A 20,892-nucleotide genomic window follows, 5' to 3' on the forward strand; every position below is an offset into this window, starting at 1 on the left:
AATGTGATACAACGTTGAAGGCTTAAAGCAAACGATTAACACTTCACAACATTAACTGTCAGGCAGGGTCAAGCATAATGATCCCACAGATTTCCCAGGCACCAGGCGTCGTTCAACTGGTGCTGAATTTTTTGCAGGCACTGGAGCAGCAAGGTTTTACAGGTGATACCGCCACAAGTTACGCCGACCGGCTAACCATGGCGACGGACAACAGTATTTACCAGCTATTACCCGACGCAGTCGTCTTCCCCCGTTCCACATCAGATGTCGCCCTGATTACCCGCCTTGCGGCGCAGGAGCGCTTCCGTTCGCTGATCTTTACCCCGCGCGGCGGCGGTACCGGCACCAATGGTCAGGCGCTAAACCAGGGCATTATTGTCGATATGTCCCGCTATATGAACCGCATCATAGAGATTAACCCAGAAGAGGGTTGGGTGCGCGTTGAAGCGGGCGTGATTAAAGATCAGCTCAACCAGTTTCTGAAACCTTACGGCTTCTTTTTCGCGCCGGAACTCTCCACCAGTAATCGCGCAACGCTCGGCGGCATGATCAATACCGATGCTTCCGGCCAGGGATCGCTGGTGTATGGCAAAACCTCCGATCATGTATTAGGCGTGCGCGCGGTACTGCTCGGCGGCGATATTCTCGATACTCAGGCAATGCCGGTCGCGCTGGCGGAAACGTTGGGAAATGCCAGCACCGCCACGGGCCGAATTTATAAAACTGTGCTCGAGCGGTGTCGCGATAACCGACAGCTGATCCTGGATAAATTTCCTAAACTTAACCGCTTTCTCACTGGCTACGATTTACGTCATGTCTTTAATGATGAGATGACCGAATTCGATCTTACCCGCATCCTGACGGGTTCAGAAGGAACGCTGGCCTTTATTACTGAAGCGCGTCTGGATATCACCCGGCTGCCTAAAGTCCGCCGTCTGGTGAACGTCAAATATGACTCTTTCGACTCCGCATTACGTAACGCGCCATTTATGGTCGATGCCCGCGCGTTATCGGTGGAGACCGTCGATTCGAAAGTGCTGAACCTGGCGCGGGAAGATATTGTCTGGCACTCGGTGAAAGAGTTGATTACCGATGTTCAGGATAAGACATTACTCGGCCTGAACATTGTCGAATTTGCTGGTGATGATGAGCCGCTCATTGATGCGCAAGTTGAGTCGCTGTGCCAGCGCCTTGATACGCTGATGGCTAATGGCGAAAGCGGGATTATCGGCAGGCAGCGGTGCGACGATCTGGCGGGCATTGAGCGTATTTACGCAATGCGTAAAAAAGCGGTGGGGCTGCTCGGAAACGCTAAAGGCGCCGCCAAACCGATTCCTTTCGCTGAAGATACCTGCGTACCACCGGAACATCTGGCGGATTACATTGTGGAGTTTCGTGCGCTACTCGACAGCCACGGCTTAAGCTACGGCATGTTTGGTCACGTCGATGCTGGTGTGCTGCACGTGCGCCCGGCGCTGGATATGTGCGATCCGCAGCAAGAAGTGCTGATGAAGTCTATCTCTGATGACGTGGTGGCGCTGATGGCGAAATACGGCGGTTTGTTGTGGGGGGAGCACGGCAAAGGATTCCGCGCACAGTACAGCCCGGATTTCTTCGGTGAGCAACTGTATGGCGAACTGCGCAAAATCAAAGCGGCCTTCGACCCGGAAAACCGCCTGAACCCCGGTAAAATCTGCCCGCCAGAAGGTGTCGATGCGCCGATGATGCAGGTGGATGATGTGAAACGCGGCACCTTCGACCGGCAAATTCCGATTGCCGTGCGCTCATCCTGGCGCGGCGCGATGGAGTGCAACGGCAACGGCCTGTGCTTTAACTTTGATGTCAAAAGCCCGATGTGTCCATCGATGAAGATCACCGCCAATCGCATTCATTCGCCGAAGGGGCGTGCCACGCTGGTGCGCGAATGGTTACGTCTGCTGGCCGATCGCGGTATCGATCCGCTGAAGCTGGAAAAAGAGCTGCCGGAAAAACGCGCCAGCCTGCGCACGCTGATTGAACGGACTCGCAATAGCTGGCATGCCCGTCGTGGGGAGTATGATTTCTCTCACGAAGTGAAAGAGGCGATGTCCGGTTGCCTGGCCTGTAAAGCCTGTTCCACGCAGTGCCCCATCAAGATTGATGTCCCGGAATTTCGCTCGCGATTTTTGCAGATTTACCACGGTCGCTATCTGCGCCCGGTGCGCGATCACCTTGTCGCCACGGTCGAAAGCTATGCGCCGTTGATGGCGCGCGCGCCGAAAACATTCAATTTCTTTATGAGCCAGCCGTGGGTGCGCACGCTTTCGGCGAAACATATCGGCATGGTGGATTTACCTCTGTTGTCGGTGCCGTCGTTACAGCGGCAAATGGTCGGCCACCGCACCGCGAACATGACGCTGGAGCAACTGGAAGCGCTGAATGACGCGCAGAAAGCGAAAACTGTGCTGGTGGTGCAGGATCCATTTACCAGCTATTACGATGCGCAGGTCGTTGCCGATTTTGTCCGCCTCGTCGAAAAGCTGGGGTTCGAGCCGGTCGTGTTGCCGTTTTCGCCGAACGGCAAGGCGCAGCACATTAAAGGGTTCCTGAACCGCTTTGCCAAAACGGCGCAAAAGACCGCCGATTTCCTCAATCGCGTGGCGCAACTGGCGATGCCGATGGTCGGTGTCGATCCTGCGCTGGTGCTCTGTTATCGCGACGAGTACAAACTTGCGCTGGGCGAGCAGCGCGGCGATTTCCATGTGCAACTGGTGCATGAATGGCTGCCTGCGGCGTTAGCAAGCGTGGAAAGCCGGGACGTGAGCGGTGAACCCTGGTATTTGTTCGGCCACTGTACGGAAGTGACCGCGTTACCGGGCGCGACGACGCAGTGGGCGTCGGTCTTTGCCCATTTTGGCGCGCGCCTTGAAAATGTCAGCGTTGGCTGTTGCGGTATGGCCGGTACGTATGGTCATGAAGTGAAGAACCATGCTAATTCGCTGGGGATTTATGAGCTCTCCTGGCATCAGGCGATGCAACGGTTACCGCGTAATCGCTGCCTGGCGACGGGGTATTCCTGTCGCAGTCAGGTGAAGCGCATTGAAGGTAACGGTGTACGTCATCCTTTGCAGGCGCTACTGGAGATTGTCGGATGATCTGGAAACGTGCGGTGACGCTGGAAGCCCTCAACGCGATGGGAGAGGGCAATATGGTCGGTTTGCTGGATATACGTTTTGAGCGCATTAGCGAGGATACGCTCGAAGCTTCAATGCCGGTCGACAATCGTACGCATCAGCCGTTTGGTTTACTGCACGGTGGTGCATCGGTGGTGCTGGCGGAAACTCTGGGTTCGGTGGCCGGGTATCTGTGCACGGAAGGTGAGCAAAAAGTGGTCGGCCTGGAGGTGAATGCCAACCATGTGCGCTCGGTACGCAGCGGGCGCGTGCGTGGCGTCTGTCGGGCGTTACATACAGGCGGGCGGCACCAGGTGTGGCAAATCGATATTTTCGACGATCAGGCGCGCCTGTGCTGCTCCTCCCGCCTTACCACTGCGGTTGTTTAAGACTTTTCGGCGTGCTACGCGCCGAAAAACTTCATTTTTTATTCATTATTCTGAGGGTTAATTTTTTGCCCCTCCGTGATATATTGCCCGGCACGGGATGTGTCGCTTGCGAGGTAACGTAAGCGAGTGACTGTAACGCATAATGACCTGATGAAGTGATTCATTGCCTCCTTAAGCGCTACTGATTAAAGGCTTTTAGGTAACATTGATGACATCATTTAAATTGGCGTTTTTACACCCGCGACACTGGGTGACATGGGCCGGCTTAGGTTTACTTTGGCTCCTCGTTCAACTTCCGTATCCTCTTCTTTCCCGCCTTGGCGCTGGCCTTGGTCGGCAATCCCGGCGGTTTCTCAAGCGTCGCGAGCGCATTGCGCAACGTAACCTCGAACTCTGCTTCCCCTATATGAACAAAGATGTTCGCGAAGCAATGATTGCGAAAAACTTCGTCTCGTTGGGCATGGGGCTGATCGAAACCGGAATGGCGTGGTTTTGGTCCGACAAACGCGTACGACGCTGGTTCGATGTGGAAGGCTACCAAAACCTGCAAGCTGCCCAGGCAAGCCAGCAGGGCGTCATGGTTGTCGGCGTGCATTTTATGTCGCTGGAGCTTGGCGGCCGCGTAATGGGGCTGTGCCAGCCAATGATGGCGACCTATCGCCCGCATAACAATCCGTTGATGGAATGGGTGCAAACCCGCGGTCGTATGCGCTCGAACAAATCAATGATCGATCGCCGCAACCTGAAAGGTCTGGTGCATGCTCTGAAGCAGGGCGAAGCCGTCTGGTTTGCGCCGGATCAGGATTATGGTCGTAAAGGCAGCAGTTTCGCGCCATTCTTTTCGGTGAAAGACGCAGCGACCACCAACGGCACGTTCGTTTTGTCCCGTCTCTCCGGGGCGAAAATGTTGACGGTTACGATGGTGCGTAAAGAGGGCCGCTCTGGCTACTCATTGCATATTGGGCAAGCGTTAAGTGATTACCCGGCGCAAGATGAGTTCGCGGCTGCCAGCTATATGAACCGGGTGATTGAACGTGAAATTTTACGTGCTCCAGAACAATATTTGTGGATCCACCGGCGTTTCAAAACCCGCCCGCTCGGTGAACCATCACTCTATAGCTGATTTTTTTCAACGCCCCGCTTCAGGGGCGTTGTTCTATTCTTTGCAAAAAAAACTTTCCAGAAAACGAACACGGGATATTTATGGTCAGGTTTATTGCAGGCAGTTGTTTTGTATTCTTCTGCGCGTATTCATGCGCGGCCGGTATCAATCTTTCATGTGATGAGTACACCGCCGTTGTCGAGCCAAACGGGTTAACTGTGAATGGCCGCCACTATGCGCAGCCGGAGGAAACGCCCTATGAGATATCCGATCAATATTCGGGGCGCACATTGACGTATACCGATAGCCAGGATCAGAACGCCGATACCAGGTGGGTTGCCATTCACATCATTACGCAGCTTGAAACAGGCAAAAAAGCGTTTTTCTTTTCTGACAGTAAACACACCGATAAGAAAGCCATCCTCTGCACCCGCGAGAAAGAGGCGCAGTAACGGCTCGGCTTTTGATTACTCGCTAATATCTTCCCGCAGTTGCAACTGCGAAAGGGTCAATGACCGATGCAGCGCATATCCCTGAATGGCAGGGAACAGAGGGCGTAATTCGGGGTCGCAAGCCCGCTCTGCGCCGTCGCTGGCATTCTCAAGCGAGAGCATAAAACCGTACGCTTTGGCCTGGTTCAAAAAGGGCAGGCTGGCCAGCAACTGATGGCGAGTGATCTGTTTGCTGATAGCTATTTCAATGCGCTCTGGACGCACATCGTTTGACACACATTGATGATGGAGCGTGGCGAGATAATCCCTGTCGTTCAATCGCTGTTGCGGCAGAGTAAAAGAGAAGCAAAGCGTCTCTTTCTTTTTTGCCAACTGGCAAAGCGTATCAAAAATAAAATCGGCGATGTGGTTAACCAGGACGGGATCCTGAATGTGCGCGGTTATTGGGTATGGCAAATCGGGAGTATCATTGGCCTCAAAAAAACGGGCAACAACCTGGTAGCAGAGAATATTTTTCCCGGTAAAATCTATGATGGGTCTAAATTCTGCCGTCACAAGAATTTTTTTATCTGCAATTTCGACTATTATTGATTTCATTTCCCTGACTAAGCTCCCCACTCAAAAGAACAGGACTTTTCCAATATACAATTTCTTAATTTTACACAGGCGATACTGACAATTGAAAATTGTTTTAAATGATCGATCCTAACATTTTGATAGTCTCTATCTATTGCTATCACAAAACTGATCGCTTAAATCTATATATAAATTCGGTTGTATATGCGTAATATTTTTATTTAAAAAGCGTTATTGGCTGTTTGTTTGCCCTGTATTTGCTTTATGTGACTGTTTTATGGAGGAAAAAAGGGTTGACTTCAGACTGATTTGCCTTCAAGACTGCCTGCTGTTTTCGCCAGGAAAGATGAGAGTGGTCGGTTCACTGCAAGAATAAAAGCATTAAATGTTTAAGCTGTAGCTATTTTGCATTTAAGCGTGGCTGTCTTACGGCCAAATAATAAAAAAAGCACGCCTTAAACGAAAAAGCGTGCTCAGTTCAACCCCGAGGCGAATTATTGATGCTGCGTGAGGAAATCAATAATCAATTGCGTCACAACGCGCGGGTTTTCGCGGTTACTGATATGCGCAGCCTGCGGAATTAACGTAAATTCACAACCTAATTTCTCTGCCATTAGCCGTCCTTCAACAGGCGGGCGCGGTAAATCGAGTTCGCCAGTAGCGACATGTGCCGGGCAGGTAATGGCATTAAGAATTGCCATTCTGTCGGGACGACCAAAAATCAGTTTTCCGAGCGGAACGATACTGCTGCGTAATTGCTGCGCTGAGAGAGATGAGAGGTATGTTCTCAGGTGTTGCACATCGGCGGGGTTAGCATTCCGGGAATAAAACTGCGAAACGACATAATCCAGCAGTGGCGGAGGCAGCGTGCCCGCCGCATCAATAGCATTCAGCATGGCGAAATATTTTTCGCGCGCTTCGTCGGTTTCGTTGCCAACGAAGGTATCGAACAACATTAACGATTTCACGCGTTGCGGTGCCAGCGCCGCTAACTCCGCTCCCCACATGCCGCCGACCGATAAACCCACCACGGCAAACTCCCCGATATTGAGGGAATCCATTAACGCCAGATGATCGGCGGCGAGATCCGCCATCGAAGACGTTGCTGCGGGCAGGGCGGGCGACTCACCGTGCCCCCATAAATCTGGTGCTATTACACGAAACTGTTTAGCCAGGGCCTCAATCTGCGTTGACCACATTGATTTATCAAACAGATAGCTGTGTCCTAATAAAACGGGAAACCCGCTACCGGTATCTGAAAATGACATCGTTGGTGTTGTGTGCATCATTACTTTCCTTGTCCGATCGCTCAACGGCGTGAGCACAGTGAAATAGGGTCTTCATCATATCGGACTTAGGCGGGCAGCATGACTATGTAAATTCTTATTTTGCGCCCTTGTTGGCCGCGTTTAAATCCCTTATCCATGCCGTCTCGGATTGTCTTCTTGCAGGATATGCTGGCGCAGGAGTTGCTCAAGCGCAGGGGCATCTTTGTGTTCAATGGCGGCAACCATCGCGAAATGCTCTTCAGACGACTGGACAATTCTGGCGTGGGAATTCCATTGCCCCAGCGCCGCAGAGGGCACCCGGCTGCGTAATTCAAAAATGAGTTCGATCATGTCCTGATTGGAGCAAGGGGCGAGCAGCGCGCGGTGAAAAGCCAGGTTGGACTCATACTGCTGTAACAGCGTGCCGTACTGGGTGTAATGGTCAAATAACTCGGCGCACTGGCGCAAATTATCCAGTTGTTGCGGTTGAATATGTTCCACGATGTCCGCCGCCGACGCGCTTTCCAGGATCGCCCGGATCGAGGAAATGTTACGACGTTGTTGCTCATTAGGCGTGTAAACGTGGTAGCCCCGGTTGGGAACATGCTGAACTAAGCGTTCAATAACCAGCTGATCCAGCGCCCGACGCACATCGCTGCGAGTACACTGATAACGTTCAGCCAGCTCCACCTGTTTCAGCCACGCGCCGGGCTGAAATTCCCCGGTATTGATGTCCATCGCGAGGCGATTGGCGACATGCACCAGTGCGCTTTTGCGGTGCGTCATATCTACTGTTCCTTCTGCTGTTTCCGGCTTCTTATGCTGTTGACCAGTCAATGGATAATGACGGGTTCACTCTTTTTCCGCCAGCGTAAACCCTGCCGTTATCGTTTTTTTATCTGACTCGGGGGCGAATTGTGACACGAGCCAGATCTTTTGTTAATAAATTGTTTTTTAAATTGGTGCCAATTTTGGTTTTGTGTTTGAATCTAATTTAAACAGCCAATGAGCGAGCGAATAATTTATGCAAGGTACTGATATAAAACTAAATATAGAAGATGCTGCCGTGCGGGGTCTGGCGCTTTACTACCGGGGCAGCACAACCATCTTTTCCAGCCAGCACGATCCACGTTTTCAGTATTGCCTGTATGTTCCGCCGGGTTTTGATGATGACAAAACCGGCTACCGCCTGATAGTCGCCATGCACGGCACCGGTCGCTCAATGGTGCAGTATCGCGACGCCTTCGCCGAGTTTGCCCGTTACAACCGCTGCGTTGTGCTGGCGCCGCTGTTTCCGGTTGGGCCGCTGGGCGACGGCAATTCGCATGGCTTCAAATACATCATCGAGCAGGATATTCGCTATGACCAGGCGCTGCTGGCAATGATCGAGGAAGTCAGCACCTTGCTGGAATATGACTTTGGCCGCTTTCTGCTGTTTGGCTACTCCGGCGGAGGACATTTTGCTCACCGCTTCCTCTACATCCACCCGGAAAAACTGCTCGGTGTCTCAGTTGGCGCGCCGGGGTCCGTTACGCTGCTGGATGACAGTAAAGCCTGGTGGCCTGGCATACAGAATTTTGAGCAGATTTTCGGCAAGCCTTTAAATTACAGCGCGTTGCGTGAGGTGGCTGTACAACTGGTGGTGGGGAAGGTGGATCTGGAAACCTGGGAAATCACCCATAAGCCCGGCGGTCGCTACTACATGCCCGGCTGTAACGATGCCGGTGTCACCCGCATTGAGCGCAACACGGCGTTGCTGAATAGCCTGCGGGAACACGGCGTTGATGCCATTCAGGATATTGTCCCTAACGTCGGTCACGACGGGATGAAAGTGCTGGATCAGGTAAAAGAATTCTTCCTGCGGGTTTTGCAGGCTAATCGCTGAGGAACAGACAACGTGACGCAACCTTTTCCATTAATTGAAATTTCCGGCACGCCCTATGAGCGCGGCTGCCAGTACGGCGAACAAGCAAAGGCGCGCATTCACGCAAGCGTCGCCATTTATGGGGACCAGCTTAATGCCCTGCATATTACACAGGCGCAGCGCGAAGATCTCATCAACAGCTTCAGCGCCATAATCCGTGATTTTGACGCAGATTATCTTGACGAGATGCGGGGCATTGCCGCGGCGTCAGGCGTGCCGCTGGAAGCGATTGTGATGATCAACGCCCGGACCGAAGTGATAGCCCAGGCGCGAAACCTGCAACGCTATGCCACCCCCCATGATGACGCGATAAAAGACGGGTGTACGGGGGCGGTGATCCTGCCGGAACGCAGCCATCACGGGAAACTCATTCACGGGCAGAACTGGGACTGGCGAGCCGAATGCGCAGAGAGTTCCGTGGTGGTAAAAATCAAACGCGAGCAGGGGCCGGATGTCCTGACCTTTGTTGAGGCGGGGGGGCTTGGACGAAGCGGCATGAACAGCGCGGGGATTGCCATCACCGCCAATTATCTTCGTTGCGAGCGCGACTACCAGCAGCAGGGCGTTCCTTTGTCGCTGATCCGACGTAAGGCGCTGGAACAACAGCACATGGCGCTGGCGATGAAAGTGGTCGCCACCACGCCGAAATCCTGCTCCAACAATATGATCCTCAGTACTAAAGCGGGTTTTGCCATCGACTTTGAATGCGCGCCGGACGAGAGCTTCACCCTGTACCCACAAAACGGCCTGCTGGTACACGCCAACCACTGGGAGAGCCTGCCTGCGCGTTGCAAAGTGCGCGAAGAGGGAATTGATGCCTCGCCCGATTCGTTGTATCGGGCATGGCGCGTCAGCGAGTTGCTGAAAGGTAAAGAAAAGCTCGGCGAAGAGGAGATGAAAAACGCCTTTTTCGATGATTTCGGCACGCCATATTCCGTGTGCCGCCCGCCGCGTCCCGGCTTCAGCAGCGATTTATCCGCAACCGTAGCGATGATTGTCATGACACCGGCTGATGGGGTGATGGACGTAGCACCGCTTCCGGCATTGAACCGCAACTTTACACGTTACACGCTCGACTAATTGAGAGGCTGGTATGAAAAAGTTTTTAACTGCGGTAGCCCTGCTTATGCCGGGACTGATGGCGCAGGCGGCAGATAATAATGTGATCCGTTTCGCCCTGAACCAGGATATCCGAAGCAGCCAGCCGGGCGTTAACCGTGACGGCAACACCGATGATGTGCTGATGCACGTTGTGGAAGGCCTGGTCGGTTATCGTGAAGATGGCACCGTTGGACCGATGCTGGCTTCATCATGGGATGTCAGCGACGAGGGTAAAACGTATACCTTTCATCTGCGCGACGGCGTGAAGTTTCACAATGGCGACACCATGACGGCGCAGGACGTCGTATGGAGCTGGAAACACTGGAACGACCCGAAAACCCAGTGGCGATGTTTGCGTGAATTCGACGGCAGCGGCCTGATTCATGTGACCGACGTCAGCGCACCGGATAACAGCACGGTGGTGATGAAGCTTGCCAAACCGGTGGCGCTGTTCCTTGATACGCTGGCGCGTACCGACTGCGGTGCCGCTGCCGTTATCAGCCCGAAATCCGTGGCGTCAGATGGCACCTGGGGTTCGCCAATAGGCACCGGCCCCTTCGTGTTCGGCGACTGGAAACATGGCGAATATGTCTCTCTGAAACGGTTTGCGGATTACAGCGCCTTGCCGGGTAAACCAGATGGGTTTGTCGGCGGTAAAAAAGCGCTGGTGGATGAAGTGCGCTTTATGGCGGTACCGGATGCGGCGACGGTAAAAGCCGGTCTGCAATCCGGGGCGGTGGATCTGGCTCAGGTCAGTCCGATTGATGGGATCGATCTGAAAAAAGACCCGAATATCGCTCTTGAAGTGGCACCGAACGCCCAGCGTCACGTCATGCTGATTCAGACTGACGATCCGCTGCTGAAAAACGTCAAGCTGCGCCAGGCGATAGCTTCTGCGCTGGACAGTGAACAGATAGCGCTGGGCACCAGCCAGAATATGGCTCACGCATCAAACTCTAATATTTCTGTGGCCTCGGCGTTTTACAGCAATGTGCAGAAGCAAGGGTACAAGTACGATCCGGCACGCACCGCGCAGTTGCTGAAAGAGGCGGGTTATAAGGGGCAACCGCTGGAAATTATCGCCAATAAACGCGCCACGGTACCGAGCTTTGACATGGCGATTATCATTCAGGCGATGTTGCAAGGAGCGGGAATCAACGCCCGTGTCACCACCATGGAGTGGGCGACGCAACTGGAGCGTTATCAGTCCGGCCGCTATCAGATGATGACCTTCACCTATTCCGCGCGCTTCAACCCTGCGCTGGCATTCGAGCAGATTACCGGCGACAAAACCAAACAGAAACGCAAGGTATGGGGAGATCCGCAGGCGATTGCGATGACCGATAAGCTCGCCACCCTCGACGATCCGGCGCAAATCCAGGCTCTGACCGACAAACTCCATCAGCAGATGATTGCAGATGTTCCGTTGATCATCTTCTATCCGGGGCTGGATATTGTTGCGCACCGCAAGGCGATTAGCGGCTATAAAGCCTGGCTGGCGGCAGCGGCGCGGCTGTGGAATGTCAGCAAAGCCTGATGAGATAAGGAGACGCGCATGTTGCAGTTCCTGCTTACCCGTATTTTGACCGCCATTCCCACCTTATTGCTGGTGACGGTGCTGGTCTTTTTGCTCACCCGCCTGGTGCCGGGCGATCCGGCGCTCCTGATGCTGGGCGATATGGCGACGGAAAACAGCCTTGCTGATTTGCGCCACAGCATGGGGTTGGATCAGGGCATGGTTCAGCAGTTCATTATCTGGTTCGGCAACGTGTTGCAGGGGAATTTTGGCCACTCGATTCAGAGTGGTCAGGATGTCTTACCGCTTATCCTGCAACGTTTCGGCGTGACGCTCAGCGTGGTGCTGATGGCGATAGTCATCGCCTCGCTGCTGGCCGTGCCCGCCGGGATGCTGGCGGCGTGGAAGCAGAACTCTTCGCTTGATACCGGGCTGGTGATGTTTTCCACTTTTTTGCTCTCCATTCCCAGCTTCTGGATGGGGTTGCTTATCCTGCTGCTGTTCGGCCTGCAACTGGGCTGGCTGCCGGTGGTCGGGTATGTCTCGTTAAGCGATAACTTAAAAGCAGGGGTTTTGTATCTGCTGATGCCGGTGATGACGCTTGTGCTGGTGGAGGTCGGGGCGCTGGTGCGCATGATGCGCGCCAGTACGCTGGAAGTACTGAGGCTGGATTATGTCTCCCATGCCCGGGCCAAAGGGCTGCGCGAGCGTACTGTCCTGTCGCGTCATGTGTTCCCGAATGCCTTCGGGCCGACATGGACGCTGATTGGTTTAACGCTTGGCAACCTGCTCAGTGGTGTCGCGGTGACGGAGACGGTTTTCAGCCTGCCTGGCCTTGGGCGCTTGCTGGTTGATGCTATCTATGCCCGCGATTACCCGGTTATCCAGGGCTGTATGTTGTTTATCGCCACGCTTTATGTGCTGACCAATTTGCTGATTGATGCGCTTTATCCGCTCTTTAACCCGAGGGTATCCGCCTGATGAAAAGACGAATTGCGCTCGCGCCGAATGCGCTTTTGGGGATGCTGCTGCTTGGCGTCATTGTGCTGGCCGGTGTGGTCGGCTTTTTCTGGACGCCGTTTGACCCAGGACGGATCAACATCCTGGCGCGCCTGGAAGCTCCCGGTAGTCATTACCTGCTCGGGACGGATGAATATGGCCGCGATGTCCTCAGCCGCCTGCTCGCCGGAGCCAGCGCCAGTATGACCATTTCGCTGGTGACGGTAAGTTTCGCGCTGCTGGCGGGTATTGTGCTGGGGCTTATCAGCGGCTATCTGCGGGGCGTGGTGGATCGTGTCATCATGATGGTGACCGACACGCTGCTGGCCTTTCCCGGCATTCTGCTGGCGTTGGGGCTGTTGAGTATTCTTGGCAATAACCGTTACGGCATTATTCTCGCGCTGGGGCTGGCCTATACCCCCTCGGTGGTGCGCATTGTGCGCGGAACGGTGATGGGGCTGCGCGAAGCCGATTTTGTCGCCGCCGCACGGATAATGGGACATAACGAACTGACTATTCTGCGCAGACACGTTCTGCCAAATTGCCTCGCGCCGCTGACCGTGCTGGCGACGTCCATGCTTGGCTGGGTGTTGATTTCTGAAAGTGCGCTCTCGTTTTTAGGTCTTGGCGTGCCGCCGCCGGAACCCACCTGGGGCAATATGCTGGCAGCAAGCCGCAGCTATCTGGCGCAGGCCCCCTGGCTTGCGCTGCTGCCGGGAGGCTGTATCTCTCTGGCGTTGCTGGGCGTGAATATGCTTGGCGATGCGTTACGTGATTATCTTGATCCGAGGATGCATTGATGAACAATCAGACGCCATTATTGCAGGTCACTAACCTGCGGGTCAGTGCGGCGGAGCGTGATGTCGTGAAAGGCATCTCCTTTTCCCTGGCACCGAGAGAAGTGCTGGCCGTGGTCGGGGAATCAGGCAGTGGTAAAACTCTGGCGATGCGCGCCTTGATCAAACTGTTGCCTGCGGGGATCTCCAGCCAGGCAGGATCCCTGATATTCGACGGCCAGGATTTGCAGCAACTGAGCCCGGAGCAACTGCGGAACTTGCGCGGCGCGGGCATTGGCATGGTGTTTCAGGAGCCAATGACCTCCCTGAACCCGGCGATGACAATCGGCCGTCAGCTTGATGAAGGGCTGGTTTTGCATAGCCAACTGACGGAGCGTGAACGGCGCGAAAAGATTATTGCCATGCTGGAGCGCGTCGGTTTAACGGATGCCGCGAATCTGTTGGGCCGTTATCCTCACGAGTTTTCAGGGGGAATGCGCCAGCGCGTGATGATTGCCGCCGTGATGCTGCTGGAGCCGAAACTGATTATTGCCGATGAGCCGACGACAGCGCTTGACGTACTGGTTCAGCATGAAGTGATGGAGTTGATGCTGTCGCTGACGGCCGAAAAGGGAAGTGCGGTGATCCTTATCAGCCATGATTTATCGATGGTGGCGCGTTACGCCTCGCGCATTATGGTGATGGAGCAGGGCGAGCTGGTAGAGCAGAACGACAGCCAGCGCCTGTTGGCCGATCCTCAACATCCTTATACCCGACGGCTGCTGGAAGCCTTGCCGGTGCGCCAGCCCGCCCCGGATCGGCAACGGTTACTGGCAGCGGAAAGCGTGATCGCCCTGACCGATGTCGAGATTACTTACACGGGGCGTAAAGCGTGGTTTCGTCCGGCTTCGGTAACGAAAGCGGTGCAGGGGGTGAGTTTTAACGTCCGCGCGGGGGAAACGGTCGCGCTGGTCGGTGCGAGTGGTTCAGGTAAAACCACCATCGGTAAACTGATTGCTGGCATGTTAAAGGCCAGCAACGGGACACTGGCGTTTCGCGGGCATCTGGTGGCAACGTCGGATAAGAAGCTGGTGTCAACCTGGCGTCGTGAATGCCAGATGATTCAGCAGGATCCGTTCTCCTCACTCGATCCGCGGATGTATATTGCGCAAATTCTCGAAGAGCCGCTGTTGCTGGTGGAAACCATGAATCGCAGCGCCCGCGAGCAGCGAGTGCGTGAAGTGCTTGATGAGGTGGGGCTGGGGGCCATGTTTTTGACCCGTTATCCGCATCAGCTATCGGGCGGGCAACGCCAGCGGGTGGCGATCGCCCGGGCAATTATTCGCCGTCCTGCATTTATCATTGCGGATGAGCCCACCTCCGCGCTGGATATGACTGTACAAAAACAGATCCTGCAACTGTTAAAACGGCTCCAGGAGCATTACGGATTCGCCTGCCTGTTTATCACTCACGATCTCGGGGCGGTCGAGCAGGTTGCAGACCGTATCCTGGTTATGGAGAAAGGCGTTCTGGTGGAGAGCGGCTGGAGTGACGACGTTCTCGATAACCCGCGTCATCCTTATACGCAGCGGCTACTGCGCTGTCTGCCGGTGCTGAAGCCGCTGACTCAGGGCGGGTATCAGCTACAGCAACAGCCGGCATGAGCAGGGCCCGGGGATAGGCAAAGCCGTTATGATCCCGTGAGCGGCAACATTATGTGGTTCGCCGGTGGGTGCCCGGAGCGGCCCCTGTCTGGCGACGATACATGCTGGAGAAGGCCCCAGGGCTGTCATAGCCCAGCCCCAAAGCCACGCTGGTGACGCTTTCTCCACATGAGAGACGCGTTACGGCGGCCATAAGGCATGCCTGCTGACGCCATTTGCCAAAAGAGGTTCCCGTCTGCTGGCGAAAAAAACGGGAGAATGTTCTGGGGCTGCAATTGAGCTGGTGAGCCCATTCTTCAGCAGACGTGGTGATATACGGGGTTCGCAGAAACGCCCGGCATAGCATGGACAACCGTTCATCCTGCGGTAGCGGTGCAAACAGCGGCAAGGCTGACGCCGATCGTAGCTCATCTATGGCAAGACGAAGGATGTGTCCCGCCCGTTCGTTTTCATCATACAACGCGGGGATGTCCTCGCTTGCCAGCAGTAACTGATGAAGCAATGGCGACACGATTAACGCTTCACATTGGTTCCCGTTACGTACCGGCAGTGTTTTCTCAATATAGAGGCTGCGGGTACTCACGCCACGCATCAGCACCTGATGCCGTTTCCCAGCGGGGATCCATACCCCGGAATAAGGGGGGATCACCCACGCGCCGTCGTCAGTTTCCACTTCCATCAGGCCACTAATCCCATACAGAAACTGTGCCCGACGATGTGTATGGGGAAGAAGTAATGTCTCTGGCGGATAATCCGTGCTGATAGCCAGAACGGCTCGGTTCACCTGATCAACGTCTGAAAGCGGGATATTGCGCATTTGAGCTCCTGTTGGCCGAAACTCACCTATTATTGTCCGTTTCGCGAATGTCGGCCATCGCTGAAAAGAGTAACTTCTCTGTCCTTGCTCTCATCCGGAGGATAGTCATGTTCTGGTTCCTGCTTGCAGCATTCGGCATTATTTCGGGGGTGACCACCGTACTGTTCGGGTTTGGTGGTGGTTTCGTCGCGGTTCCCCTTCTGTTTGCGCTCACCACGCTGTCGTACCCCCCAGGATCGTTAATCGGGCAGTCGGCGATGCATATTGCCGTTGCAACGTCCACTGCCGCCATGATGTTCGGGGCGGGTTTAGCCACGTTTAAGCGTCACCGGGAAGGCAAATTACAGTGGGGAATTATTCGGCCACTGTTGATACCTGTTGCGATAGGGGCCATAGCAGGGGCGCTGTTAGCGGTTGCCGTTAGCGGAGCCTGGATCCAATGGGTTTTTGTCGCCTACCTTGGCATCACCGTCCTGGATAATGTATTGCGTCCCGGGTTTATGCACAAATCCACAGGTCATTTCCGGCCAATGAGCCCCCGGGCAAACATCGTTATTGGCTTGGGTATTGGTTTGATCGCCGCGTTTCTGGGCGTCGGGGGCAGTGTATTAAGCGTTCCGGTTATGCGCCGCAGAGGCGCATCCATGGCCCAGGCGAGTGCGCTTGCCAATCCGGTGTCGTTACCCATGGCGGTGGCCGGATCGTTGGTTTACGTTGTTCTGGCCTGGCAGGGCAAATCATTAGGCTCGGGTTTTGTGGGGTATATCAATTTGCCCGCGCTCTCTCTGCTGATTGCAGGCTCATGGTGTGGGATCCGCCTGGCCGCGCCTCTTCTGCATAAGATCCCTGATGTTGTGTATGCGCGAATGTATATCCTGTTGTTAGTTTTGATGTTTTTCGTGATGTTAGCGCCCTGAAGAGAAAACGGTATAGACACAAGGGGATAGCGCGCACTGGCGAGGCAGGCGCTGACATCCACAACACGCTAGTGACGAATAAAATCGACCAGCGCCCGCATCGCGGGCGTCATAAACGCGTTTCGCGGGAAATAAAGGTAGAAACCCGCTACAGGTTGATACCATTGCGGCAGTATGTGGATCAGACGCCCGGCGGCCAGGGCGTCTGACACATGACCCTCTTCTAAAAGTGCCAGACCTGCGCCACGCTCGGCGGCGGCCAGTAGCATATCGTTATCGTTCACCGTGAATGCCGCAGTAACGGGGATCTCCACCGCTTCCTGTTGATGTTGCAGTACCCAGCGATACTGGGCGCTATTTTCGCGCCAGCGATAGTTAACGATCCGATGCTGGCTTAGCGCTTCAGGCCGTTCAGGGAGAGGCAACCCGGCAAAACAGGCTGGCGCGGCAACCACAATCATCTTCAGGTCTGGCGATACCCGTACGGCAATCATATCGCGCGGGACATGGTCGCCTGTACGGATCCCGGCATCAAACCCTGCACCGACCACATCCTCAAGATGATCATCAATCACCAGATCCAGACGAATATCCGGGTAACGGGACATGAATTCATCAAGTCGCGGCAAAATGACGCGCTGCGCTGCCAGACGTGACATGTTGAGGCGTACTCGCCCGCGCGGCATGAGCTGGGTTTCGCCCGCGTTTTCTACCGCATCGCTGAGTGCTTTCATCGCCGGGGACAAGTGCGTCATAAAATGAAGCCCGGCGTCTGTCAGCGACACGCTGCGGGTCGTACGGTTAAACAGACGGATCCGCAACCGCGTTTCCAGCGCGCGAATAGTATGGCTGACTGCTGAGGGCGAAATACCCAGCCGTTGCGCAGCGCGGCGAAAATTTTTCTCCTCCGCCACCGCCAGAAACGCGACCAGCTCAGTGTATTCGGATCCTTTCACATTGTTGTCTCCCGTTCACCAGTTCATGCCGATTATAGGGTATTAATTCGCAATCTCAGCACAGGCAAAATAGAACCTCATGTGAAAAACGAGGATATAAGGCAATGAAGACAATGAAACGCTGGGAAATGCTGCGAACAGGTCGCGACGCGCTGGAACTTAACACCGTGCTTGTGCCACAACCGGCCTCAGATGAGGTGCTTGTAAAGGTGCTGGCGGTGTCACTTAACCACCGCGACAAAATGGTGATTGAGCATGGCCGTGGATTGCCGCTGCGTTTTCCCTTTACGCCGGGTTCCGACCTTTCCGGCTGTGTCGTGGCAACCGGCAGTGATGTGACGCGCTTCGTTCCAGGGGATGAGGTGATTTCCGTCTTTACACCTGACTGGCAGGATGGACTCCGGCCGGGAAATGCCCGCGAGCTCTCTTATCGTACTTTGGGCGGCTTTTATCCTGGTGTGTTGGCTGAGTACGTTGCGATGAAACAGCACTGGCTGGTACGTAAACCCGTCGCGCTTAACCATGTTGAGGCCAGCACGTTACCCTGCGCCGCGCTTACGGCATGGTTCGCGCTGGTCGAGCGCGGCAATATTCAGTCCGGGGAAACGGTACTGATTCAGGGGACGGGCGGGGTGGCGCTCTCGGCGTTGCAAATCGTCAAAATGAAAGGGGCGCAGGCGTTACTGGTGACCCGAACCAGTAAAGTCGGGCAAATAGCGACGTTGGGTGTCCGGGACATTATCGACAGGGACCATGAGGACGTTGTGGAGCGTGTATTAGCGTTAACGCAGGATCGCGGCGTGGATCATGTGCTGGAAATTGTCGGTGGCGATAACCTGGGCAAAGCCGCCGCGATGGCAGCCATAGGCGGCAAAATTTACCTGATTGGTGCCCTCAAGGGCTTTGACGTTTCCTCCCCGCTGGAGCCGTTGCTGTTTAAGGATCTGCATATTTACGGTATTGGTACCGGGCATCGACGCGCGCTTACAGAACTTTGTGCTGCCATTGACCAGCAGGGTTTCGCCCCCGTGATAGACAAAGTCTATGCCCTGGAAGCACTCCCGGCGGCGCTTGAGCACCTTGACCGGGGGCCGGTAGGCAAGTTGGTTATTTCTTTAGAGAAAGAATTTATCCAATGACCAGGTGTTGATTTTTCATATTCCTATCCCATAAATAGGTAGTTCCTATACATCTTTTCCCTCGTGCCCTGTTGTTCGTGTAACGCTGTCTAAATCCATTATTTATCAATTTATTAAACATTTTCTCACTTATCTGTAATGCCTTTCAGCAGCGTCTATGCTTATAGCAACAGCTGAAAAAGGGGCTACGGGGGGAATAACCCTTCAGGATAGAGGTTGAAGTGAGAATTATTATCACTAACATAGCATTATGCCCTTCAGATCAGGTGAAGTGAGGTAATACGATGGAATCATTTAATCCCGACGATTTTGCGTGGCGTGGGCTCACCCTGACGCCTGCCGCAGCAGAACATATTCGTGCGCTGACCAGCAAGCAAGATGGGGTGCTGGGCGTACGGCTTGGCATCAAACAGACCGGTTGTGCGGGCTTTGGCTATGTACTCGACACGGTGACCGAGCCGAAAGATGACGATTTACTCTATGAATCTGACGGCGCGCGCCTCTACGTCCCGCTCCAGGCAATGCCTTTTATTGACGGCACGGAAGTGGATTACGTGCGTGAAGGCTTAAATCAGATCTTCAAATTTCATAACCCGAAAGCGCAGCACGAATGCGGCTGCGGCGAAAGCTTTGGGGTATAGGCGGTACTATGTCTCGTAATACTGAAGCAACTGACGATGTCAAAATCTGGACCGGCAACATCAATTATAAAGAGGGTTTTTTCACCCGCTTAAGCACTGATGAACTGGCGAAAGGCATCAATGAAGAGGTCGTGCGTGCCATCTCGGCCAAACGTAACGAGCCTGAATGGATGCTGGAATTTCGTCTGAATGCGTTTCGTGCCTGGCTGGAGATGGAAGAGCCGCACTGGCTGAAAGCCCATTACGACAAGCTGGATTATCAGGATTACAGCTATTACTCCGCGCCGTCTTGCGGCAACTGCGATGACACCTGCGCGTCGCAGCCCGGCGCTGTGCAGCAAACCGGCTCCAACGCCTGGCTGACGGAAGAAGTGGAAGAAGCCTTTAACCAGCTTGGCGTGCCGGTACGTGAAGGGAAAGAAGTGGCGGTTGACGCCATTTTTGACTCTGTTTCCGTCGCCACGACCTATCGTGAAAAGCTATCAGAACAGGGGATCATCTTCTGTTCCTTTGGCGAAGCGATTCACGACCATCCTGAACTGGTGAAACAGTACCTGGGCACCGTTGTTCCGTCGAATGACAACTTCTTCGCCGCGTTGAACGCCGCCGTGGCGTCTGATGGCACCTTCATCTATATCCCGAAAGGCGTGCGCTGCCCAATGGAACTGTCGACCTATTTCCGTATCAACGCGGAGAAAACCGGCCAGTTCGAACGCACGATCCTGATCGCCGATGAAGACAGCTACGTTAGCTATATTGAAGGCTGCTCCGCGCCGGTTCGCGACAGTTACCAGCTGCATGCAGCTGTGGTGGAAGTGATCATCCACAAAGACGCAGAAGTAAAATATTCCACGGTACAGAACTGGTTCCCCGGTGATAACAACACCGGCGGGATCCTCAACTTTGTGACCAAGCGTGCGCTGTGCGAAGGCGAGAACAGCAAAATGTCGTGGACCCAGTCGGAAACCGGCTCGGCGATCACCTGGAAATACCCAAGCTGCATTTTGCGCGGCGATAACTCGATTGGCGAGTTCTTCTCCGTTGCGTTGACTAGTGGGCACCAACAGGCGGATACCGGCACCAAGATGATCCATATCGGCAAAAACACCAAATCGACCATTATTTCGAAAGGGATCTCTGCCGGACACAGCCAGAACAGCTATCGCGGGCTGGTAAAAATCATGCCGACCGCCACCAACGCGCGCAATTTTACCCAGTGTGATTCGATGCTGATTGGCCCGGATAGCGGCGCACATACCTTCCCGTATGTCGAGTGTCGTAACAACAGTGCGCAACTGGAGCATGAAGCCACCACCTCGCGTATTGGTGAAGATCAGCTGTTCTACTGCCTGCAACGCGGCATTAGCGAAGATGATGCTATCTCTATGATTGTCAACGGCTTCTGTAAAGACGTCTTCTCCGAGCTGCCGCTGGAATTTGCCGTCGAAGCGCAAAAACTGCTGGCTATCAGCCTTGAACACAGCGTCGGTTAAGAATCAAAGG

At 54.4% G+C, this 20,892-nt stretch carries 19 protein-coding genes; 14 read left to right on the forward strand and 5 right to left on the reverse strand.

The genetic code is table 11. The annotated features are described in order from the left end of the window. The first annotated feature begins 77 nt into the window (after positions 1–77). The 4 genes from Q5705_00960 (at position 78) to Q5705_00975 (ending at position 5,095) form a co-directional block, all read left to right on the forward strand. The gene (locus Q5705_00960) at positions 78–3,134 is read left to right on the forward strand and encodes an FAD-binding and (Fe-S)-binding domain-containing protein (protein ID WLI77165.1); all 3,057 of its coding nucleotides are present in this window, start codon (positions 78–80) and stop codon (positions 3,132–3,134) included. Continuing rightward, positions 3,131–3,541, forward strand: coding sequence for a 1,4-dihydroxy-2-naphthoyl-CoA hydrolase (gene menI, locus Q5705_00965; GenBank protein ID WLI77166.1), 411 nt, complete (start codon positions 3,131–3,133; stop codon positions 3,539–3,541). The genes Q5705_00960 and menI overlap by 4 nt, the downstream gene beginning before the upstream one ends. Positions 3,542–3,749: 208 nt before the next feature. Beyond that, positions 3,750–4,664 (forward strand): kdo(2)-lipid IV(A) palmitoleoyltransferase, encoded by a 915-nt coding sequence (gene lpxP, locus Q5705_00970; GenBank protein ID WLI77167.1) that lies wholly within the window; start codon positions 3,750–3,752, stop codon positions 4,662–4,664. 80 nt (positions 4,665–4,744) lie between these two features. After that, positions 4,745–5,095, forward strand: coding sequence for a hypothetical protein (locus tag Q5705_00975; GenBank protein ID WLI77168.1), 351 nt, complete (start codon positions 4,745–4,747; stop codon positions 5,093–5,095). 15 nt (positions 5,096–5,110) lie between these two features. Here the strand turns inward: Q5705_00975 and Q5705_00980 are convergent, their stop codons facing one another. The 3 genes from Q5705_00980 to Q5705_00990 all read right to left on the reverse strand — a co-directional run bounded on the left by Q5705_00980 (position 5,111) and on the right by Q5705_00990 (position 7,725). Beyond that, positions 5,111–5,713, reverse strand: coding sequence for an EAL domain-containing protein (locus tag Q5705_00980; protein WLI77169.1), 603 nt, complete (start codon positions 5,711–5,713; stop codon positions 5,111–5,113). Positions 5,714–6,165: 452 nt separating this feature from the next. Further along, positions 6,166–6,957, reverse strand: coding sequence for an alpha/beta fold hydrolase (locus Q5705_00985; protein ID WLI78937.1), 792 nt, complete (start codon positions 6,955–6,957; stop codon positions 6,166–6,168). Positions 6,958–7,089: 132 nt separating this feature from the next. Further along, positions 7,090–7,725, reverse strand: a complete 636-nt coding sequence (locus tag Q5705_00990; protein WLI77170.1) for a GntR family transcriptional regulator — start codon at positions 7,723–7,725, stop codon at positions 7,090–7,092. Positions 7,726–7,963: 238 nt separating this feature from the next. On the opposite strand from Q5705_00990, the gene Q5705_00995 reads away from it, so the two are divergent. Genes Q5705_00995 through Q5705_01020 form a run of 6 tightly spaced genes read left to right on the forward strand, consistent with a single transcriptional unit; the run spans position 7,964 to position 14,919 of the window. Continuing rightward, positions 7,964–8,824 carry an alpha/beta hydrolase gene (locus tag Q5705_00995; protein WLI77171.1) on the forward strand — a complete coding sequence of 287 codons (861 nt, stop codon included), beginning with the start codon at positions 7,964–7,966 and terminating at the stop codon, positions 8,822–8,824. A 12-nt stretch (positions 8,825–8,836) separates the two neighbouring features. Next, on the forward strand, positions 8,837–9,943 hold the full coding sequence (locus Q5705_01000) for a C45 family peptidase (protein WLI77172.1): 1,107 nt from the start codon (positions 8,837–8,839) through the stop codon (positions 9,941–9,943). Between the two features lie 13 nt (positions 9,944–9,956). Then, a complete protein-coding gene (locus Q5705_01005; protein ID WLI77173.1) occupies positions 9,957–11,501 on the forward strand; it encodes an ABC transporter substrate-binding protein in 1,545 nt (514 codons plus the stop codon). An 18-nt stretch (positions 11,502–11,519) separates the two neighbouring features. Next, entirely contained in the window at positions 11,520–12,461 is a 942-nt protein-coding gene (locus Q5705_01010; GenBank protein ID WLI77174.1) for an ABC transporter permease, read from the forward strand. Beyond that, a complete protein-coding gene (locus tag Q5705_01015; protein ID WLI77175.1) occupies positions 12,461–13,279 on the forward strand; it encodes an ABC transporter permease in 819 nt (272 codons plus the stop codon). Before Q5705_01010 ends, Q5705_01015 begins: the two co-directional genes overlap by 1 nt. Beyond that, a complete protein-coding gene (locus Q5705_01020; protein WLI77176.1) occupies positions 13,279–14,919 on the forward strand; it encodes an ABC transporter ATP-binding protein in 1,641 nt (546 codons plus the stop codon). Before Q5705_01015 ends, Q5705_01020 begins: the two co-directional genes overlap by 1 nt. Before the next feature lie 49 nt (positions 14,920–14,968). Here Q5705_01020 and Q5705_01025 read toward each other — a convergent pair whose 3' ends face one another. Continuing rightward, positions 14,969–15,736 carry a helix-turn-helix transcriptional regulator gene (locus Q5705_01025; GenBank protein WLI77177.1) on the reverse strand — a complete coding sequence of 256 codons (768 nt, stop codon included), beginning with the start codon at positions 15,734–15,736 and terminating at the stop codon, positions 14,969–14,971. Between the two features lie 107 nt (positions 15,737–15,843). On the opposite strand from Q5705_01025, the gene Q5705_01030 reads away from it, so the two are divergent. Then, entirely contained in the window at positions 15,844–16,653 is an 810-nt protein-coding gene (locus tag Q5705_01030; GenBank protein WLI77178.1) for a sulfite exporter TauE/SafE family protein, read from the forward strand. Between the two features lie 68 nt (positions 16,654–16,721). Here Q5705_01030 and Q5705_01035 read toward each other — a convergent pair whose 3' ends face one another. Further along, positions 16,722–17,609, reverse strand: a complete 888-nt coding sequence (locus tag Q5705_01035) for a LysR family transcriptional regulator (protein ID WLI77179.1) — start codon at positions 17,607–17,609, stop codon at positions 16,722–16,724. Positions 17,610–17,713: 104 nt separating this feature from the next. Here Q5705_01035 and Q5705_01040 point away from each other — a divergent pair, with 104 nt between their 5' ends. From Q5705_01040 to sufB, 3 genes are all read left to right on the forward strand, one after another. Continuing rightward, positions 17,714–18,748 carry an NAD(P)-dependent alcohol dehydrogenase gene (locus Q5705_01040; protein WLI77180.1) on the forward strand — a complete coding sequence of 345 codons (1,035 nt, stop codon included), beginning with the start codon at positions 17,714–17,716 and terminating at the stop codon, positions 18,746–18,748. 284 nt (positions 18,749–19,032) lie between these two features. Then, positions 19,033–19,389, forward strand: coding sequence for a Fe-S cluster assembly scaffold SufA (gene sufA / locus Q5705_01045; GenBank protein ID WLI77181.1), 357 nt, complete (start codon positions 19,033–19,035; stop codon positions 19,387–19,389). 8 nt (positions 19,390–19,397) lie between these two features. Beyond that, positions 19,398–20,882: a Fe-S cluster assembly protein SufB gene (gene sufB / locus Q5705_01050; protein WLI77182.1), complete on the forward strand. Its 1,485-nt coding sequence runs from the start codon at positions 19,398–19,400 to the stop codon at positions 20,880–20,882. Positions 20,883–20,892: the final 10 nt, after the last annotated feature.

This window comes from Kosakonia sp. H02, from assembly GCA_030704225.1.
Lineage (GTDB): Bacteria > Pseudomonadota > Gammaproteobacteria > Enterobacterales > Enterobacteriaceae > Kosakonia.

Bases quoted from the DNA above. Each gene is read 5' to 3' on its own strand.
- Q5705_00975 (WLI77168.1), top strand. From the start codon at position 4,745: ATGGTCAGGTTTATTGCAGGCAGTTGTTTTGTATTCTTCTGCGCGTAT.
- sufA (WLI77181.1), top strand. From the start codon at position 19,033: ATGGAATCATTTAATCCCGACGATTTTGCGTGGCGTGGGCTCACCCTG.
- Q5705_01030 (WLI77178.1), top strand. From the start codon at position 15,844: ATGTTCTGGTTCCTGCTTGCAGCATTCGGCATTATTTCGGGGGTGACC.
- Q5705_00960 (WLI77165.1), top strand. From the start codon at position 78: ATGATCCCACAGATTTCCCAGGCACCAGGCGTCGTTCAACTGGTGCTG.
- Q5705_01010 (WLI77174.1), top strand. From the start codon at position 11,520: ATGTTGCAGTTCCTGCTTACCCGTATTTTGACCGCCATTCCCACCTTA.
- Q5705_01025 (WLI77177.1), bottom strand. From the start codon at position 15,736: ATGCGCAATATCCCGCTTTCAGACGTTGATCAGGTGAACCGAGCCGTT.
- Q5705_01005 (WLI77173.1), top strand. From the start codon at position 9,957: ATGAAAAAGTTTTTAACTGCGGTAGCCCTGCTTATGCCGGGACTGATG.
- Q5705_01040 (WLI77180.1), top strand. From the start codon at position 17,714: ATGAAGACAATGAAACGCTGGGAAATGCTGCGAACAGGTCGCGACGCG.
- Q5705_00990 (WLI77170.1), bottom strand. From the start codon at position 7,725: ATGACGCACCGCAAAAGCGCACTGGTGCATGTCGCCAATCGCCTCGCG.
- Q5705_01020 (WLI77176.1), top strand. From the start codon at position 13,279: ATGAACAATCAGACGCCATTATTGCAGGTCACTAACCTGCGGGTCAGT.
- Q5705_01015 (WLI77175.1), top strand. From the start codon at position 12,461: ATGAAAAGACGAATTGCGCTCGCGCCGAATGCGCTTTTGGGGATGCTG.
- Q5705_00995 (WLI77171.1), top strand. From the start codon at position 7,964: ATGCAAGGTACTGATATAAAACTAAATATAGAAGATGCTGCCGTGCGG.
- sufB (WLI77182.1), top strand. From the start codon at position 19,398: ATGTCTCGTAATACTGAAGCAACTGACGATGTCAAAATCTGGACCGGC.
- Q5705_00985 (WLI78937.1), bottom strand. From the start codon at position 6,957: ATGCACACAACACCAACGATGTCATTTTCAGATACCGGTAGCGGGTTT.
- lpxP (WLI77167.1), top strand. From the start codon at position 3,750: ATGACATCATTTAAATTGGCGTTTTTACACCCGCGACACTGGGTGACA.
- menI (WLI77166.1), top strand. From the start codon at position 3,131: ATGATCTGGAAACGTGCGGTGACGCTGGAAGCCCTCAACGCGATGGGA.